General features: G+C 32.9%; 19 protein-coding genes. 8 read left to right on the top strand and 11 right to left on the bottom strand.

The window, feature by feature from the left end; all coding sequences use genetic code 11:
• Positions 1-5: 5 nt before the first annotated feature.
• The 3 genes from RPL90_RS02300 to RPL90_RS02290 form a co-directional block, all read right to left on the bottom strand.
• Positions 6-506, bottom strand: a complete 501-nt coding sequence (locus RPL90_RS02300) for a hypothetical protein (protein WP_313542270.1) — start codon at positions 504-506, stop codon at positions 6-8.
• A gap of 107 nt (positions 507-613) precedes the next feature.
• Positions 614-2,038 (bottom strand): Na+/H+ antiporter NhaC, encoded by a 1,425-nt coding sequence (nhaC, locus tag RPL90_RS02295; protein ID WP_313542267.1) that lies wholly within the window; start codon positions 2,036-2,038, stop codon positions 614-616.
• Positions 2,039-2,076: 38 nt separating this feature from the next.
• Positions 2,077-3,147 carry an NAD/NADP-dependent octopine/nopaline dehydrogenase family protein gene (locus RPL90_RS02290; protein ID WP_313542264.1) on the bottom strand — a complete coding sequence of 357 codons (1,071 nt, stop codon included), beginning with the start codon at positions 3,145-3,147 and terminating at the stop codon, positions 2,077-2,079.
• A 156-nt stretch (positions 3,148-3,303) separates the two neighbouring features.
• Between RPL90_RS02290 and RPL90_RS02285 the strand changes: the two genes are divergently transcribed.
• From RPL90_RS02285 to RPL90_RS02265, 5 genes are all read left to right on the top strand, one after another.
• Positions 3,304-3,681, top strand: a complete 378-nt coding sequence (locus tag RPL90_RS02285; protein WP_313542261.1) for a DUF4870 domain-containing protein — start codon at positions 3,304-3,306, stop codon at positions 3,679-3,681.
• A 321-nt stretch (positions 3,682-4,002) separates the two neighbouring features.
• Positions 4,003-4,470, top strand: coding sequence for a CHAP domain-containing protein (locus RPL90_RS02280; RefSeq protein WP_313542258.1), 468 nt, complete (start codon positions 4,003-4,005; stop codon positions 4,468-4,470).
• A gap of 140 nt (positions 4,471-4,610) precedes the next feature.
• Positions 4,611-4,931, top strand: a complete 321-nt coding sequence (locus RPL90_RS02275) for a DMT family transporter (RefSeq protein ID WP_313542255.1) — start codon at positions 4,611-4,613, stop codon at positions 4,929-4,931.
• The gene (locus tag RPL90_RS02270) at positions 4,931-5,245 is read left to right on the top strand and encodes a DMT family transporter (RefSeq protein ID WP_313542253.1); all 315 of its coding nucleotides are present in this window, start codon (positions 4,931-4,933) and stop codon (positions 5,243-5,245) included. The genes RPL90_RS02275 and RPL90_RS02270 overlap by 1 nt, the downstream gene beginning before the upstream one ends.
• Positions 5,246-5,308: 63 nt before the next feature.
• The gene (locus RPL90_RS02265; RefSeq protein ID WP_313542250.1) at positions 5,309-6,262 is read left to right on the top strand and encodes a 2-hydroxyacid dehydrogenase family protein; all 954 of its coding nucleotides are present in this window, start codon (positions 5,309-5,311) and stop codon (positions 6,260-6,262) included.
• Between the two features lie 667 nt (positions 6,263-6,929).
• On the opposite strand, the gene RPL90_RS02260 is transcribed toward RPL90_RS02265, so the two are convergent.
• The 7 genes from RPL90_RS02260 to RPL90_RS02230 all read right to left on the bottom strand — a co-directional run bounded on the left by RPL90_RS02260 (position 6,930) and on the right by RPL90_RS02230 (position 14,947).
• Positions 6,930-8,054, bottom strand: a complete 1,125-nt coding sequence (locus RPL90_RS02260) for an FAD-dependent monooxygenase (RefSeq protein WP_313542247.1) — start codon at positions 8,052-8,054, stop codon at positions 6,930-6,932.
• Positions 8,055-8,139: 85 nt separating this feature from the next.
• Entirely contained in the window at positions 8,140-8,916 is a 777-nt protein-coding gene (locus tag RPL90_RS02255) for an N-acetylglucosaminidase (protein WP_313542244.1), read from the bottom strand.
• A 26-nt stretch (positions 8,917-8,942) separates the two neighbouring features.
• Positions 8,943-9,161 (bottom strand): hypothetical protein, encoded by a 219-nt coding sequence (locus RPL90_RS02250; protein ID WP_313542241.1) that lies wholly within the window; start codon positions 9,159-9,161, stop codon positions 8,943-8,945.
• A 190-nt stretch (positions 9,162-9,351) separates the two neighbouring features.
• A complete protein-coding gene (locus tag RPL90_RS02245; RefSeq protein ID WP_061853531.1) occupies positions 9,352-9,819 on the bottom strand; it encodes a helical membrane plugin domain-containing protein in 468 nt (155 codons plus the stop codon).
• Entirely contained in the window at positions 9,819-12,773 is a 2,955-nt protein-coding gene (fdhF, locus tag RPL90_RS02240; RefSeq protein ID WP_313542231.1) for a formate dehydrogenase subunit alpha, read from the bottom strand. Before fdhF ends, RPL90_RS02245 begins: the two co-directional genes overlap by 1 nt.
• A gap of 301 nt (positions 12,774-13,074) precedes the next feature.
• Positions 13,075-14,001, bottom strand: a complete 927-nt coding sequence (locus RPL90_RS02235; protein ID WP_398573846.1) for an LCP family glycopolymer transferase — start codon at positions 13,999-14,001, stop codon at positions 13,075-13,077.
• 151 nt (positions 14,002-14,152) lie between these two features.
• The gene (locus RPL90_RS02230) at positions 14,153-14,947 is read right to left on the bottom strand and encodes an inositol monophosphatase family protein (protein WP_313542278.1); all 795 of its coding nucleotides are present in this window, start codon (positions 14,945-14,947) and stop codon (positions 14,153-14,155) included.
• A 397-nt stretch (positions 14,948-15,344) separates the two neighbouring features.
• Here RPL90_RS02230 and RPL90_RS02225 point away from each other — a divergent pair, with 397 nt between their 5' ends.
• Positions 15,345-16,037 (top strand): helix-turn-helix transcriptional regulator, encoded by a 693-nt coding sequence (locus RPL90_RS02225; RefSeq protein ID WP_313542225.1) that lies wholly within the window; start codon positions 15,345-15,347, stop codon positions 16,035-16,037.
• Between the two features lie 28 nt (positions 16,038-16,065).
• On the opposite strand, the gene RPL90_RS02220 is transcribed toward RPL90_RS02225, so the two are convergent.
• The gene (locus tag RPL90_RS02220; RefSeq protein ID WP_313542222.1) at positions 16,066-16,791 is read right to left on the bottom strand and encodes a CPBP family intramembrane glutamic endopeptidase; all 726 of its coding nucleotides are present in this window, start codon (positions 16,789-16,791) and stop codon (positions 16,066-16,068) included.
• 508 nt (positions 16,792-17,299) lie between these two features.
• Between RPL90_RS02220 and RPL90_RS02215 the strand changes: the two genes are divergently transcribed.
• Both RPL90_RS02215 and murQ read left to right on the top strand, forming a co-directional pair.
• The gene (locus tag RPL90_RS02215; RefSeq protein WP_313542219.1) at positions 17,300-18,346 is read left to right on the top strand and encodes a MupG family TIM beta-alpha barrel fold protein; all 1,047 of its coding nucleotides are present in this window, start codon (positions 17,300-17,302) and stop codon (positions 18,344-18,346) included.
• Between the two features lie 5 nt (positions 18,347-18,351).
• Positions 18,352-19,236: an N-acetylmuramic acid 6-phosphate etherase gene (murQ, locus tag RPL90_RS02210; protein ID WP_313542216.1), complete on the top strand. Its 885-nt coding sequence runs from the start codon at positions 18,352-18,354 to the stop codon at positions 19,234-19,236.
• Positions 19,237-19,241 lie beyond the last annotated feature (5 nt).

Here is a 19,241-nt window from a genome sequence, read left to right as displayed (position 1 = left end):
TAGCATTATAATAAATAAGCTATTACTAACCAATATATGAACGAAAATAAATAATAAATCGGTATATTTTCCGATTGCTGGTTATTATCTCGTTTTATTATAAAAATACTGCCAATTATTAATAACAAAATGGTTAATATTAATCTTGCTATTAACATTGTTATATTTTCCGTTAAATTTGGTGTGTAGGTATTCAATACTAAAAATAGAGACAAAATCATTATCGCTACAGTATAAACGTATACAATTGATAGACGCTTATAAATGGCATAAAGCCAAAATAGTAGTATACCGTATAGCGAAATCACTAATAATTCATGAATGAAGAAATGGTTATTAACGCAATCAGTTTTGTATTGCACAATCGCTACAAAAGAATACAATACAAAACCGATTATTGAAAAAATAATTGAAGGATATTTTTTCTTATGAATATTCAAATTGAAATATTGATGTATTCCAAAACAACATAGTAATATCGCTACAATGATTACTACATATAACATTGGAATCACCTCATCCATATTATTATTCTATCCGTTTCTACATCTTCTAAAACTTAAATATTAAAATTGCTTTTACTTTTTTCAAAAATAATTCCACACTATAACTATTAGCTATTTGAAGACGGTAGTTGTTTATCATTAGCTTGATTATTTACCTTTTTAATACCAATGCCTGTAAAGCCATATATAATTGCAAAGACGATACATAAATAACAAGGGACTGTCCATATAAAGAATTTATCTACGGTAACACCTAGTTGTTGTGTATAGTAAATGCCTGAAGTCCCCCACGGGATTAATGGAATTAACATCGTTCCTGAATCTTCTAACGTTCGCGATAAATTAGAACGATCTAAATCCATTTTATTGTACATGTCCATCATTAAGACGCCGACCATAATAATAACTACAGATGCTACCCCGGCAGCTAATACCATAATAATACCACCGATAATTGTAGCTAAAATTAATTGCCCAACAGAGTTAATATTTTTAGCTATTTTTTCCAGAATAACATCTAAACAACCCGCTTTCTCTACTATTCCAGCAAAAGCATAACCCGTAAAAATGGTAACGATGATTTCAGTCATACTCATCATGCCACCTTGTTGCACAAGAGCAATCGTCTTTTCTGACAATCCACTACTATTTACTAGCATCGTATCTTTAAAGCCGTCAAAACTCGCTTTAAAACCATCTACTATATTAAAATGATTGTTAAAAGTGCCGACTAAAATTGCACTTAAACTTGATGCTAACATCGCTGGCACAGTTGAAATCTTGCATAATAAACAAACTACTATAACGATAATAGGAATCCACACGAAAAAATTGATATTATAAATTTGTGCGAGCTCTGATAATAATCTTTTCATTTGTGATGTATTCGTATTACCTTTATAGCCCATGCCTGCAAAAAACCACACGACTAAACCTATAATCGATGCTGGCACTGTAGTCCAAACCATCGCTTTAATATGTTTGAAAATATTTACTTTTGTAACAAGCGCCGCCAAATTAGTCGTATCTGATAAAGGCGACATTTTGTCTCCAAATACTGCGCCGGCAATAATTGCCCCAGCGGCCATTCCACTATCAATATTTAATTGTGTACCTATAGCCATCAATGAAATCCCTGCAGTAGAAGCAGAACCCCAAGCAGTCCCAGTAGCAACAGATGTCACTGCACTAATGATAAATGCCGACACTAAGAAATAGTGAGGATTCAAAAATTCTAAACCATAATATATTAATGAAGGTACAGTCCCTGAATACATCCAAGTACCAACAATAATACCTACGGCTAATATAATGAACAACGCCGGCATCGCTGTGGATAGCCTTTTTGTAATACCCTCTTCAAGATCTGTCCAATTTAAACCGACTCTCCTAGCAATCCACGCTGCATATGCAGATGATAGGATGAGTAATGCCTGAATAGGTATATTAAAAATAATAAAACCTGTTACTACAATTACAACCATCACTAAAATAGTAGAAATAGATTCTAAAAATGTAGGTTTTCTCGTCATGCAATTCCCCTTTACACCTTATTTACTAAACAATTATTTTAATCTAATCCTAATTTCTCTAGACCTAATTCTTCGACTGTAAGTCCTTCGTCAAAGAAGTCTCGTTCTAATATCGTAGATGCAATAACGATTATGGCATCAATATTTGGTGTTGCAACGTCTAACACCCTGCCTAAGCTAGACCATAATACAAGACCAAATGCAATATCTTCAGTCAAATAACGATTTTTAACTTCGTTCGGTCCCTTTATTTGTGAAAATACTTCACTGGAATTGAATAATCTATGCAGTGGCATATCTTCATCCTCTTCAGACAGATAACCACGCTCTATTCTGGCGCCTTTCGCAGTATTTAATTCAAAACCTAACTTTCTACCTAAAGTTAATCTTTCTAATTCAACTGCGTGCAACAATTTAACTGTGTGCAATGTTATACCCTCTTTATATAATGCAAACTCATCTGCATAATCTATACGTCCTACATTTAGTAAAGTAGGTCCTGGATGTACTTCAGGATTCCCATTTTCAAGGTTAGTTTTCCACAAGCTTTCTTCTTTAACAATATATGGATAAAGGGCCTCTACTAATTTAAAACTGTCTGCTAAATAAGATTTATCATAAGTAGAAAAATGAACTTTTCTCACGTTTAAAGATAAATTGACTTCTGCTTTGTCAAAGTCAACTCTTGTCCCATACGTTAATGTGTTGACTTCAGCAAATTGTGGCATCGTTTCGATATGCATATCCTCGAGTACATTGATAAATCTAATTGCACCCATTGCTGCTGCCATATTAAATAAAATAAGTTGGTCATTTGTTAAAAATTCGGCCATTGTTTTAGCATAATGTTCTATAAAAGAAGATGGAATAATAATTTGTATCACTTCTGCATCTTTTAATACATATTCCATATCATCACTAATATTTGTAAATGCTACAAATTGTTCTGCGCCTTCATTATTAAAATGAAAGCCGCCATTATTAATTGCCGTTTCAAATTTATGAATAGATTGGTTTCTACAATATAACTTTACTTCATGACCTTTTGTTATCATATCTAGCGCAGCCGTAACCGCACCATTACCTGATCCTACGATTGCTATTTTCATGCTTATCACTTCTTTCTTTACTAGGATTTAACTTGCCGCAATTCAATTTAATATATAAACCACGTCATTGTAAACTATCATATTAGCTAAGTATTTGCTACACAATATATTAATTTTTTCAATAGTTTGTTACAATCCTCTTAAAGGAGGAATCATATGACTAATAACGACGCATATCAATACGAGTACGAGGACGTGAAACAAACTTTAAAAACGACGAGCGATGAACGTTTAATGGTCATGTTAATTTATATCTTAAGTTTCTTCACTTCATTTATAGGCCCATTAATTATTTGGTTAATTAGACGTGAAGCATCGCCTTTCATTGACCGTGGGGGAAAGGACTACTTTAACTTCTTAATTTCTTATATTATCTGGACAGTCGTTTCTACGGTACTTATATTTATTTTAATCGGTTTTGTTTTATTACCTATTGTAGCTATCTTAAATTTAATTTTCACAATCATAGCCATAGTCAAAGCTAGCAATGGTGAACATTATTTACCGCCTTTATCTATAAGATTTATCAAATAAGATAAACACAATATTATGACAATTTACAAAGCCTTGTAATAAAGTAATACCACAATTTCATAAAAGTATTATTATTATCGGCTCAATTCCTATTATTGGGATGATATCATTTTGTAACTTCATGTAGCGTTTATTACAACGATATGTGAGGTTTTTTTAATTCGTTTACAAAACAATAACAAACCACACAAACACGTTTTCTTTTGATAAAGTATTACTTGTCGTAATCGCTAGCAGTATAAATGCGACATTAGAATAAAGTCATTTCAGTCAATCGCTTAGAAATATAAAGATAGAAATTTTTGGGAGGATATTTTTATTATGAAAAAATTAGTAACAGCTACAACTTTAACAGCAGGAATCGGAGCAGCAATCGTAGGTTTAGATCATGGACATGAAGCTCATGCAGCAGAAACTGCAAATACTCAACAATCAACGCAATCAGCTAGTACACAAAGCGCTAGTGGCAATTTATATACTTCAGGTCAATGTACTTGGTATGTTTATAATAAAGTTGGCAGTAGCATTGGTTCTACTTGGGGAAATGCAAATAACTGGGCATCTGCAGCATCTGCAGCAGGTTATACAGTAAACCACTCACCTTCAGCTGGTTCAGTCTTACAATCAAGCGAAGGCGCTATGGGCCACGTGGCATATGTTGAAAATGTAAACAGCGACGGTTCTGTAGAAGTATCAGAAATGAACTATAGTGGCGGACCATACTCTGTAAGTAACCGTACTATCTCAGCTAGTGAAGCTGGTTCTTATAATTATATTCACGTAAAATAAAACTAAACTTATTATAAATATATAGATAACAAATGACTGCGGTCATTTGTTATTTTTTTGTCGAAAAATCATACGCATTGCGTGACATCATAGTTTCTGAGAAAATGGTGGCGTTTATTACATATTTAAGGAGGTCTACTATGCAATGGCTTAAAGTATTTTTAGCTGGTTTGGTAGAAGTTATTTGGGTGACTGGTTTGAATAAAGCCGACTCATTGTTTGCGTGGTTCATCGTCGCGATTTTTATTGTTTTAAGTTTTTATTTAGTTATAGCCGCTTGTAAAACATTGCCTGTAGGTACAGTATATGCCGTTTTCGTAGGCATGGGGACCATCGGTACAGTATTAGTCGGCATATTCTTTTTCCATGAACCATTTAATTTATTAAAAATTATCTTAATAGCATTATTAATCATTGGAATTATCGGTCTTAAATTAACTACGAATGAAGGTGAAGCTTAATGGCATGGTTAATATTAGTCGCAGCAGGTTGCATGGAAATCGTTGGTGTTGTTATTTTAAATGAACTGACAAAGCACAATAGTAAGTCATTGATTGTCGCACTTGCCATTGCCTTTATTTGTAGTTTTAGCACATTAAAAGTTGCTATGCTTCATATTCCTATGGGCACCGCCTACTCTGTGTGGAGTGGTATAGGTACTGGCGGTGGCACTATTGTTGGTATGTTGTTTTACAATGAATCTAAAAGCATCGCACGTATTTTCTTTATAGGCTTAATCATAGTAGCTGTTATAGGATTAAAATTAATAAGTTAAAACACTACTGTTTGTGACTCTTTAACATCTTTATTATACTATAGGTAAAGGATGTGAACACAAATGTCAAAAGTATTTATTGCTGGAGCAATACCACAAGTAGGTTTAGATTTGCTCGAACAACATTTTGAAGTTTCTGTTTATGAAGGTACTGGTATAATAGATCAACAAACATTAAAAGATGGCGTCAAAGATGCTGATGCTTTAGTTAGTTTACTTTCTACTAATGTTGATAAAGAAATCATCGACGCTGGAAAAAATTTAAAAATCATTGCAAATTATGGTGCCGGCTTTAATAATGTTGATATTGATTACGCAAGACAAAACAATATCGATGTTACTAATACACCTAAAGCTTCAACAGATGCAACTGCTGAATTAACAATTGCATTAATTTTATCAGTTGCTAGAAGAATTCCTGAAGGCGACAAATTATGTCGTACTACTGGATTTGATGGCTGGGCACATTTATTCTTTAGAGGACGTGAAGTATCGAAAAAAACGATTGGTATTATCGGTTTAGGCGAAATTGGTAGCGCCGTTGCGCGTCGTGCCAAAGCCTTTGATATGGATGTTTTGTACACAGGTCCGCATCAAAAGCCAGAAAAAGAACGCGAAATTGGTGCTAAGTATGTAGATTTAGAAACTTTATTGAAAAATGCTGATTTTATAACTATCAATGCAGCATACAACCCTTCGTTACATCACCAAATTGATAAACAACAATTTGAAATGATGAAACCTACAAGTTATTTAATAAATGCATCAAGGGGCCCAATTGTGAATGAACAAGCACTTGTGGATGCCTTAAAGACAAAAGAAATAGAAGGTGCTGCGCTAGATGTATTTGAGTTTGAACCTGAAATAAATGATGAGCTAACAACATTAGACAATGTTGTTATAACGCCACATATAGGTAATGCTACATTTGAAGCACGCGATATGATGTCTAAAATTGTAGCCAACGATACGATTAGTAAACTATTCGGTGACGAACCTCAATTTAAAGTAAACTAAACAGCTTAACAAAATACATCAAATATTTTTAATCGTTAACAACAAAACGACGATTACTATGGGAATCCCATTGTAATCGTCATTTTTTATTTATATACACTTAACTTTACATTAAAAGACATTATATTAATATTTCCGAATAGCTACTTAAAGAGTGCCAGTCAATGAATTTAAAATCTAATTCGTTTATTATTATTATTGGCGAGACTTTTAATGAAATAGTACAAGCTAATACCCCAGACCTATCTTTTTCCTACTCAAGACCCCTTTTATTTTGAGCAAGACGCCTGACGGAATAGAAAGAGTCTCGAGACTACAGGCTCGAGCCTTTCCCGTAGGAAAGCGCAGCTCAAAATAATTATAATTCTATTCATCACACCACTTCACAAAACAATAGAAAAATGGATGATTAACATTTTTTTAATATATTAGTATTTATAGAATTTATTTTTTCACAATAAAGTTCACGCTCTTTATAACCATGAACCCTTTTATTTTGAGCAAGACGCCTAACGGAATAGAAAGAGTCTCGAGACTACAGGCTCGAGCCTTTCCCGTAGGAAAGCGCAGCTCAAAATAATAATTATTACAAACCAAAATATACATAAAAAACCAATCAACACATTTAAGTTTCAAACATGTTAATTGGTTTTTTGTATTTCTACTCTTACTTGTCTTTCGTTTTATAAATAAACTTAGTTTGATTAGAGATTAATTTATTTGGTATCAACTTCGTAATAAAATTTCTCAACTTAATAACTAATCCATTCGAACTTTGTGCTATTTTACCTATTGATCTCGATTTTTTAACAACCTTTTTTGTATGTCCTACACGTAATTCATCGTATCGTGATAATGCTACATCAAAATCATAAGATTTAAGACAATTTGCTAACACGATTGCATCTTCCATCGCTTGCCCAGCACCTTGCCCTAGATTGGGCGTCGTGGCGTGTGCAGCATCTCCTAATAACAACGTACGTTCATAAACAAAAGTTTTTAACGGTTTTAAATCATAAATATCATGTAATAAGATACCAGTTTCTTCTTGTTTATCTAAGACCGTTCTCACTGCATTTGGTAAATGATTATATCTAGCCTGCAAATGCGGTTTTGCAAAAGATTTAAATTTCTCATCTTGTTCGTTAGCATTAACAGAAATGAACCAATATGCTTCATTATTAATCAGTGGTACGATACCTACTCGCCCTTTTTTAGTCCAATACTCTTTAGCTACATGTGGTTCTTTTAAATGAATATCTTGTACTAATCCTCGAAAGACAGTATAACCTTGATAAAGAGGTTTACTTTCTGGTTCAACACTCGCTCTAACATGTGAATGTAAGCCGTCAGCGCCAATACATAAATCAAATGATTTACTTTCATGATGCGCAAAGTGTACATCTACTTTATCACTATTATTTTCAACACGCGTTACGTTATGATTTGTAAATATAGAAGAAGGTTCAACATAAGATTTAATTACGTCTAGCAACGTTTGACGACGTAACGTTAAATTGATGGTATTTGCTTTCAAAGTTGCCTTCGACAGTGTTTTGCCTTTATCATCTAACACTTCCATCGCATGTATCAGTTGACCTGCATTTTTAATACCCTTAGCTAAATCATGACCTGCTAATTTAGCAAGTACATTACCACCTATACCTATGCCAGCACCTAATTCTTCAATCGTCTCATTACGTTCATATATTTCTACTTCATGTCCCTGTTCTTGTAATAAAGCTGCGGCAGTTAAGCCACCTATACCTGCACCAATAATTGCTATTTTCATTTTCCTTGCACCTCAAATCTAAAATTGATGTAATATATAATAAACTATGAAAATTATATTATGATGCCAATACTTATTTATTTACTTACAAATAATGATGCTTATTAATATGATCTTTTTTAATTCCTAGTTGTTCATAATAATGTTTCATTACTTGAGCGATATTATCATCCCACTTAATATCACTCGCGTATTGATGCTTACCAGGATCTGCAGGATGCCATCTCATTTGATATAAAGATAATTGATTATTGTCAAAATAATTTTCTCTGACAAATTTTGCACCACCCATAATTGCCTTATCCGGTGAGTTCCACTTTTCTTTCTTTGCGTAACTACTACCATGATGTAAAGCATTCTCATCGAAAGCACCTATACCAAAAAAGTTATAATATCGTTCACCGTCATCTTTTAAACCTTGTGCTAATTCTGATTTACCATTACCAGTTTCGACAAGTGCATGACTAATTAAGTAAATGACATTTACATCATATTTATCTTGAGCATCTAAAAATGCTTGTCCCTTATTTTTAAATACGCCCTTATCACGCAACATATGATTAACTTCTTTTTTTGACAAGGCTACTTTTTCTGTAATTTGCATATGGTTAATATAATCGTTTTTATCATCTACTTTCATTGCCTGACTAACATCTGCTTTCGATGCATCCTCAAAACCACTACGCGTAGCCTTTGTATTTATAGCGCCATTACCAACTTGTTTGTTTACCGCTTCTTTAAACGTATAATTTCTTTCGTTATGAAATAAATTCGTTTCATTAATAATTAATAAAATGGCAAAAACCACTAATATAACAATTAACATTATTGTTGGAATGCGCTTTTTAATGCGCTTGTCCATCGTATTAAAATCCCCCTACAGATTAATTAGGTTAATATTTTATATGCTATAACAATAACAAATATGACAATGATAAATGAAACATTTACCGCAATTCTCATACCTTTATTGTCTCTAAATAAAGCATTAAAAATAACTAAACTAATCGCTAATGACGCTACAAACATAGCTATTGCCGGTATGAGCTTCATTAAAATTAATAAAATAATTCCTATAACGAGTAATATATTAGAAAATATAGCCATTATTTTAATGATATTTGGATTGATAAGCAGTCCACTCCTTTATCTAGTTCCACGTCTTATGATGACGCAACAATTCAAATTGTACCATAATTTAACCTAAAGCTATATGACAATGAGACAACAAAAATAGCATACAGCCATCTGAACACGTGCGATAATGTTCAAATGGTGTATGCTATTAAAATTAATATTATTCTCTAGACATACCTCGTAGCATATTTAACATGTACGTAAGACTCTTGTTCATCTCGTCGTCTCGTAATACGCCCATTAAACCTGTAATTGACGTTTTTTGATTAGGATTAGCTTGATTGGCAACACGTAAACCTTTTGAAACTTTGTTTAACATTGTCGTTAAATCATCAACATTTAAATCACCTAATAAAAAGACGAGTGAAGCCATGTTAGATATTAATCCAGTATATTGTTCTTTGTTTAATTCCACAGCAAATTTGTTAGCGATAACACCTCTACCATTCACAGCACCAGACATAGCATCTAAAAGCTTAGCATCATCTAATGCTTTAACTAAGTTAATTGCTTTTAAAATACTATCTTTGTTTTCAGCTATCGCATCTGTAACTTCGCTCAGGCTCTCTGCTTTAATTTGTTCTTCTGACTTTTCGATTCGATTAATTTTACTAATTCTTTCAGCCATTATTTATCCACCTGATTTCCTGGGAAAATATAGTCGCCACGTTCCCATTTCTTTTGTACTTGAACGCTATATTGTGGTTTGCGTTGTTTGTCAACACGGAAGTTTGTTGGATTTAATGGTGATTTCCCACGGCGTGTTTTAACTTCCATACGACAACTTGTACGTTTATAAGACGGTGTATCGGTATCTTTATCTACGTCGCTATTCGTTAATAAGTTAATAGCACCATTATCGCCATGTAACATCGCATTATTATTTAAAGGAATGTAAATTTCTTTACCTTTAACTCGGTCTGTTACATGAACGACAATTTCAACTTCACCCGTATCGGAAATTAGTTTTACTTCGGCACCTTCATGTATGCCACGATCTTCAGCTAACTCAGGTGAAATTTCTACAAAAGTATTAGGCATTTTATATTCTAGGCCTGGTACTTTATAAGTCATGTTTCCTTCATGGAAATGCTCTAATAAACGACCATTGTTAACATGTAAATCATAAACTTCATTTTCTTTAAAGAAGTTATCAAATGACAATGGGAAGAACTTAGCTTTTTTGTTTTCAAAGTTGAAACCATCTAAATATAATATGGGTTGGTCTGTACCATCTTCAGCTACTGGCCATTGTAAACTATTATATCCTTCTAAGCGGTCATAACTCACACCAGAATATAATGGCGTTAATCTAGCTATCTCATCCATAATTTCACTTGGATTGTTGTAATTCCAATCATAACCTAATGATTTTGCTACGAGCTGGATAATTTGCCAATCCGGTTTAGAGTCACCTTTTGGATCGAAGGCTTGGTACAAACGTTGAATACGACGTTCGGTATTTGTAAATGTACCTTCTTTTTCAAGTGATGGACTTGCTGGTAATATTACGTCGGCATAAGTAGCTGTAAAAGTAAAGAACTCATCTTGTACGACTAAGAACTCAACTTTTTCTAGTGCTGCTTGTACGAAATTAATATTAGAGTCAACAATCCCTGTATCTTCACCATATAAATATAATGCGCCGATTTCGTCATTGTGGATGCCTTCCATCATTTGGTGATTATCTCTACCCGCTTTACTTGGTAATTCTGTACCGTATGCCTGTTCAAATTTGGCACGAACTTTATCATCTGTTACTAATTGATAGCCTGGGAATTGGTCTGGCATACTACCCATATCACTACAACCTTGTACGTTATTGTGACCACGTAAAGGATATGCACCTGACCCCGGTTTTCTATAGTTACCAGTTGTTAACAATAAATTAGAGATAGCAGTAGAGGTATCGCTACCGATATCTTGTTGTGTAACACCCATAGCCCAACAAATTGAGACCGCTTCTGCATCAACAACTTGATGTGCAAAGGCAATTAGATCTTCTTTAGGAATACCCGTTGTTTCTTCAGCAAATTCCATTGTAAATGGTGCTAGAGATTCATAATATTCATTGAAATTATCTACCCATTTATCGATAAATATTTGATCTTGTAATCCTTGATCAATGATATATTTCGTTACTGCTGAAATCCATACTAAATCAGTACCTGGTTTAGGTTGGTAGAAATAATCGGCACGCTCTGCCATTTCATGTTTCCTAATATCAAAAACAGTTAAATTGTTGTTATATAACTTGTGACCGCGCTTAATTCTAGACGCGATAACTGGATGCGCTTCGGCAGTATTAGTACCAATCAAAACAACCATACTTGCTTTTTCTAAATCATCAATAGAGCCTGAATCACCACCGTGACCTACCGTTCTAAATAAGCCTTTAGTAGCTGGCGCTTGGCAATAACGTGAACAGTTATCAACGTTATTCGTTCCTATAATTTGACGTGCAAGTTTTTGCATTAAATAAGATTCTTCATTTGTTGCTTTAGAAGATGAAATAAATGCTAAACCATCTGAACCTTTTTCTTTTTTTATTTTATTGAAGTTATCAGATACTACTTTTAAAGCTTCATCCCATTCCACTTCATAAAATTCACCATCTTTACGTACTAAAGGTTTAGTTAAACGTTCGTCAGAATCAACATAATCCCAACCAAATTTACCTTTAACACACGATGAAATTTTATTTGCTGGAGATTCAGGTTGTGGTTGTACCTTTAAAACTTCACGGTCTTTTGTCCATACATCAAATGAACATCCAACACCACAATATGTACATACTGTTTTAGTTTTTTGGATGCGTTCTTTACGCATTGCCGCTTCAGAATCTGAGACTGCAAACAACGGACCATAACCTGGTTCTGCTTTCTTAGTTAAATCAATCATCGCAGCAAGTGAACCTGGTTCCATATCTGTCATATAACCAGCATTACCTTCCATATTCACTTCCATCATTGCATTACACGGACAAACCGTTGCACATTGGCCACAACCAACACAAGATGAGTCATTGATAGTAGTGTCATTGTCCCAAATTACTCTCGGTTGTTGGCGTTCCCAATCAATCGTTAATGTTTCATTGACTTGAACATCTTGACAAACTTCTACACAACGACCACACAAAATACATTGATTTGGGTCATAACGATAAAATGGACCATAATCTTTTTCATATGGCTTTTCTTTATATTCATATGTTTGATGTTCAAGACCCCATTGATCCATCGTATTATGAATTTCACAATCTCCATTATTATAATCACAAACGGTACAGTATAGTTGATGTTTCTCTAAAATTCTGTCTAACGCTTCTTTTTGACTTGTTTGGACTCTATCATTTTGTGTGTTTACAACCATAGGTTTATTAATTGTTGTGCTACATGCACGAGCAATTTGACCATCTATTTCTACAGTACATGTATCACACGTTTGGATAGGACCTAATGATTCATTATAACAAATTGACGGTACGAAAATATCTTGAGATTTAATAAATTCAAGTAAGTTTGTACCAGGTTCAACTAAATAGTCTTTCCCATCTAGCGTAATAATTAAATGTGTTTGCATTACAACAGCCCCTTTTATTATTTGATGCCCGACTGACAAAGGTGACATTTTTCTATTTTAATAAGCCCCACACTCATTAAAGATAGAATTATATTTAGTGTATACCCAATAAACTAAAATGTTAAGGTATTTCACAATATTTTTCACATTCTTTTTTATGAAATTTAAATCGTATTACAACTATTTCAAACAAAAATCAATAAAGTCTATAATGAAGAGTAATATAGCTTAATGTATTAAAAAGAGACCAACTATTAAAAGAAGGTCTCTATCTCAATCATTATATTGTGGAGTTGTGAACTTATATGCCTAGATTACTATCTATAGCTGATTTAATACTTTTTAATGAATCATCACTTGGCACAAAGTAATACAATCCATCATCTTGAATGCCACCTTGACCGTCTAATTGATGTCTATTTACTGTGTCATTTGCCTTTTTGTATTTGCCTCTAATTGTGTTAATGTCACCAATTGATAAGTCAGTTTTAACATTATCTTCGACGTGATTCATTAAAGTATTGAAGTGTGTTACAGATTTAACACTTGTTAATTTGTTTGCTAGGGCTTCCATAACAATTTGTTGTCTTTGTTGTCTACCGAAGTCTCCACCTGCACCACTTTCTTTTCTACTTCTGATAAATGCCATAGCTTGCTTACCATTTAGATGAACTTTTTGTCCTTTTTCAAAACTTTGACCATCATATGAGAAAGTACTATTACTTACAACTGTTACACCATCAAGTGTATCAATCATTTCTTTCATACCATCCATATCAATTGTAGCATAATGATCAATCGGTACATTTAATAATTTTTCTAAAGATTTAACAGCCATGTTAGGACCACCATAAGCATATGCGTGGTTGATTTTTTCAGTTGTCCCTTTACCTACTATTTTAGCTTGTGTATCACGAGGAACACTTACGATTTCGGAAGTTTTTTTCTTAGGATTCATCGATACGACCATAATTGAATCACTACGTTGACCACCGTTATTAGCAGCACGTTTAGCGTCTGAGTCTACGCCAAAAAATGCGATTGTGAACGGGTCACCCTTTTTTAAACTTACATCGCTACTTCTTAATGATGACTTATTTCTGTCTAAAGGATTATGTATTGCGTTTCCTACTGACAGTATTTTAAACCCCAAATAAATTACTGCAATAACAGCTAGTATTGCAAGTATGCCAATTATCCATAAAATAGCTTTTTTCGGCGCACTCATCTTTTTCTTTGTATAGTAATCTGAGCGATTCACTCACATCACTCCTATTCTTTTATTCTTTTTTTAATTACTTATCAAATATTATATATTAAACGTTATATAAAAGCATAGTGCTTTAGACCTATATTTTAATTTATATAGAATTAATTAGTTAAAATTTTTCATAACCATTTCCGCTATTTAATATATTCAAAATTTCCTCGTGACAACCTTCGTTACTAATAATAAATGGTCCACTCGTAGCAAAATCAAGTTTTTCGTTGCTTAATGTCGTCATTTTAAGTCCTAATTCTTGTGCAAATAAAAACTGTGCTGCAATATCCCATGGTTTTGGGTTTGTATTAATATGTGCACCAAATTGTCCATGTATTACTCTTACTGAGTCTAAACCACATGACCCAATAAACCGGTAGCTAAATGCTGCATCGTATAAGGCATTAATCGTATCATTATTCATTACTTGTGAATTAAATGAAATAATTAAATCTTTTAGGGGTTGAGGTTCAGGTTTTTTAATTCGAGCTTCATTCGTATATGCGCCTTGGTCTTTTATGGCCTTATGTAAAGTTTGATTTGGATAATCATATATGTATGAAAGTGTTGGTATACCATCAACAAAATACCCTAAAATAATGCAATAATCATATTGTTGTTTAACTAAATTAGTTGTTCCATCGATTGGATCCATTATCCAAACATGACCTTCCTTTGGCTTAACCTCGTCATTATTTTTTTCTTCTGCAAAAAGTTGATGCTGCGGATAGTTTTTGCTTAGAAATTGGTCAAAATGTTGTTGGATTGTTTTATCAACGTTCGTAACTAAATCAAATCTATTCTTTTTAGTCGTAGTTTTCATTTCATTAATTAATTGTGGTATAACAGTATCTAATGTGCTTAACCAGTCACTTATATGTTTATCTATTTGTAGTAAGTCTTCTTTTTCCATCATTACACCTCTCAACACTTTTTTACCTTTGCCTAATTTTCTTCATTCTACCATATATCCTTTTCTTCAACTATCATACTTTTGCCTCTCTAAAACGTAACAAAAAAACCGACTAGTTTAACTAGTCGGCATTAGAAAGGAAAGTAAGTAATAAATATTGAAGATGTTCGAATAGTAACTAAAGCAATTAAATATTCAACAAAACTATATGTATATAGCTACCCCTTTGTTTTTCTTTAATGCTATCCCCTTTGTTACTGATTAATATATTAACATAAGTCGCACAAAAATGTAAGCGTTTTCTTAATTTTTTTTAATAAAACCTGCCTGAATATCGTCATCATCGTATTTATGCTATAATAAATGTAATATGTAATGATTTGGGAGGTGACTTTCTTTGAACAAACGCGAAAGACAAAATATGATTGTAAATGCGATTCATCACAATAAACAAATAACTGCAGCTGAATTAGCTAACAATCTCAAAGTTTCCAAACGTACTATATTAAGAGATATACAAGATTTAGAAGACCAAGGTGTTAAAATTTTAGCTAAACATGGCAAGTTGGGCGGTTATCAATTACAAGAATCTCAACATAATTACGCAATTGAACTTACTGAAAGTCAATTATCTGCTCTATTTCTTGTGTTAAATGAAAGCCAATCAATTTCCACGTTACCTTATAAAGAAGAAATATCAGCAATAATTAAAAAATGTTTAAACTTACCGTATAGTAAAATGAGAAAGACACTTAAACGATTAGATCGTTATATCAAATTTGAGCAACATGAACATGTAGCATTACCTTCACTATTTTCCGATTTATTAATTTATTGTACTGAACGTAATGTAATGTCTATGGAATACTTTGATGGGGAACAATTATTTACAGAAAATGTTATTTTCATTGGATTAATTTGTGAAAATGGACTTTGGAAAGCGGTCGTTTTCGAGATAGGACTTGGTAGTACGAGTGAGATTCCTATCTCAAATATCCAAGATATAGCTTACTCATTTGAGAAAAAAATAAAAACGCAAGATATATCTATTAAAAACTATCGTGAATTTTTAAATCCAACTGAAGTCTAAACTCCAGTTGGATTTTTGTTATTTATCACTACATTAAAATTGTGATAACAAATGCTATTAAGTTATTCAACATATGTAAACTTAAACTAACTCCTAATTTTCTTCCGGATTTTAAATAGGCATAGACGATACCAATCGCAATAATGCAATAACTTCCAAATTCTAGCGGCGATGCTGCGTTTGTAACATGCATTAAACTAAATGCAACGACAGATATGATTCCCATTATTTTGAAATTGAATTTTTTTCCTAACTCCCCGATTAAAAGGTGCCTAAAAAATAATTCTTCAATAAAAGGACCAACAATTACTATTAGTATAAAAGTTATTGGTAAAAATGCTGAGTTACTAAAAATGACTTGTAACGATAATTCATTTTGCGTTTCCTCGAAACCTAAGTCTCCAGGTAAATACTGAACGCCGTAATTATATATGTATGAAAGTAGATAAGTAATAACAAATACTAGCATAATAAATTTCCAATGTTTTACTATGTACTTATAATTTGCATTAAACCTTGCCACAAAACTTTTTCTTTTTATAACCCAATAACAAACTATGGTTGCCGTATAAGCAAGTAGTTGTACAAATGCGCCTAACATGACATGTTCACTTTCAGATAAATCCTCAACCACTGCACTGGAATAAACCCAACCTAATAATATAAAAGTAATCATCGCAACGATAAGTATTGGGATTACTAAAAAATCAATCTTATTTATTTTAACTTTTCTATACTGCTCACTTTTCCACATCGTTGTACCTCGCTCTATCCTACTTATCACTCACATTGCTTCTCACTAATCTCTCTTATTTGAAAGGAATGTATATATTTAATGATACTACAACAATTAATAAAATTAGAACAACAAATCAACAACCTATTAAATGATATTGAACTTTTTAAATTTGGCTATATTACCAATGATAAAAAACTTACTATTTACCAAAACAGCGTAAATAAAAATGTTCATAACCTATATAACGATTTAAAGAAACGACCAATCATACATACTTCTCTTCTGCATTATAAGTTTTTAATTTTTTAAGTGACTGTTATCACAATCCAATTGAACCTTTAGACAATGGAAATACTAAAGCATACATTGAAGACATTCAAAAAAGGTTGCTTTTGTTACACGAAAGTATCACCTTTATATTGAAATAATATTTCAATTAGATTTAATATTAAATGTCAAATTGTAATACTATTTCATATATTGTATAATGTAATCGATTACATAAGAATGGAGGGTGAAGATAATGCACGGTTTTGCTGTTTATTTAGGCCAAAATATAAACGAAAATTATATTCAAACTATGATTGATTTGAATTATGACACCATTTTCACGTCGCTGCAGATACCAGAGGAAAACGATGCTACTAAAACAAAATATTTAACGTCTCTTTTAACATTCTTACAACATACGAACGTAACTTATATTATAGATATAAATCCTCTATTACTCACTGAATCATTATATAATGATTTATCATTTCCAAATGCCAATATTGTAATACGCATTGATAACGACACTTCTAAGACAGTCGTAAATGATATTATCAAACATGGTTTCAAATGTTGTTTAAATGCTAGTACTGTCTCTTATCATTTGTTAAATGACTTATATCACTCAGTGACAAACTTTGATCAGATTCTTTATTGCCATAATTATTATCCTCGACCAGATACTGGACTGGATAGTAACAACGTCGCACATCAAAATAAATTAATTTTATCGTTTAACAACCAAGCAGTTATTTATGGTTTTGTACCGGGAAGTACAACAAGAGGACCATTACATAAAGGTTTGCCAACATTAGAAGAAGCACGTTTTGGCAACCCAATTATAAACGCTCATAACTTATTAGCAACTGGCATAAATAATGTCCTCATTGGAGACAGCGCAGTAAATTATCATGACGCATCTCTGTTAAGTGATTATTTACATAAACAACATATTGCTTTAAATGTGACGTTGTTTGATGAGCAATATGAACAAATTTTTCAACACCAACATACGGCGAGACCTGATAATCCTGCGACCAGTATTCGGTCACAAGAAGCCAGGTCTTATTGCAATTCGCGTATCATACCGTTAAATACCGTCGAGAGAAATAGAGGTGACATTACGATTGATAATCATTTGAATGGCAGATATGAGGGGGAATTACAAATGATGAAGTCTAACTTACCTAGTCACAAACATGTCAATGTCGCGGGTCATATTGACGAAGACGATATTGCTTTAATACATTGCATAAAAGGTAACTATACATTTTCATTCAACATAAATAAAAGGAGATGAATACAGTGAATCATTTATCTACAGAAAAAAGAAATGACTCTACACAAAACTTAGACGAAATGTCCATTCAAGAAGCACTTACAGTTATGAATCGAGAAGACCAAAAAGTAGCTTTATGTATTGAACAGTTATTACCTCAAATTGCTGAAGTCGTTAACTTAACTACACAACAATTTAATCAAGGCGGAAGAATTATTTATATTGGCGCTGGTACAAGTGGACGCTTGGGTGTACTTGATGCGGCAGAATGTGTACCTACTTTCAATACTACACCAGAAGAAGTGGTTGGACTTATCGCAGGTGGTCAAGAAGCTATGACTCAAGCTATTGAAGGCGCTGAAGACAGTGAAATCGGTGCTCAAAACGATTTACAAAGTATTAATTTAACTTCATCGGATGTAGTTATTGGCATCGCTGCAAGTGGTAGAACGCCTTATGTTAAAGGTGGTTTAAAATATGCACAGTCTATTAACGCTCACACTGTAGCTATCGCATGTAACACAAACGCTGAAATTAGCCATTATGCACAATTCCCTATCGAAGTAAATGTGGGACCTGAAGTACTAACAGGTTCAACACGATTAAAGTCAGGCACCGCACAAAAATTAATTTTAAATATGATTTCTACCATTACTATGGTAGGTGCAGGTAAAGTTTACGGTAATCTTATGGTAGACGTGAAGCCAACGAATAATAAATTAAATGACAGAGCGATAAATATAATTCAAGAAATATGTAATATCGATGCTCAAATAGCAAAAAACCTCTATGACAAGGCACATCAAAACTTAAAAGTAGCTGTCGTCATGTATTTGTGTAATTTAGATGCCGATGCAGCTACAAACAAGTTACAAAATAATAATGGCATTATTAAAGAAGCTATCAAATAAACAAT

The sequence above is a fragment of the Staphylococcus kloosii genome (assembly GCF_032139365.1).
Taxonomy (GTDB): Bacteria; Bacillota; Bacilli; order Staphylococcales; family Staphylococcaceae; genus Staphylococcus; species Staphylococcus kloosii_A.
This window is presented reverse-complemented; position numbering and strand designations above follow the sequence as displayed.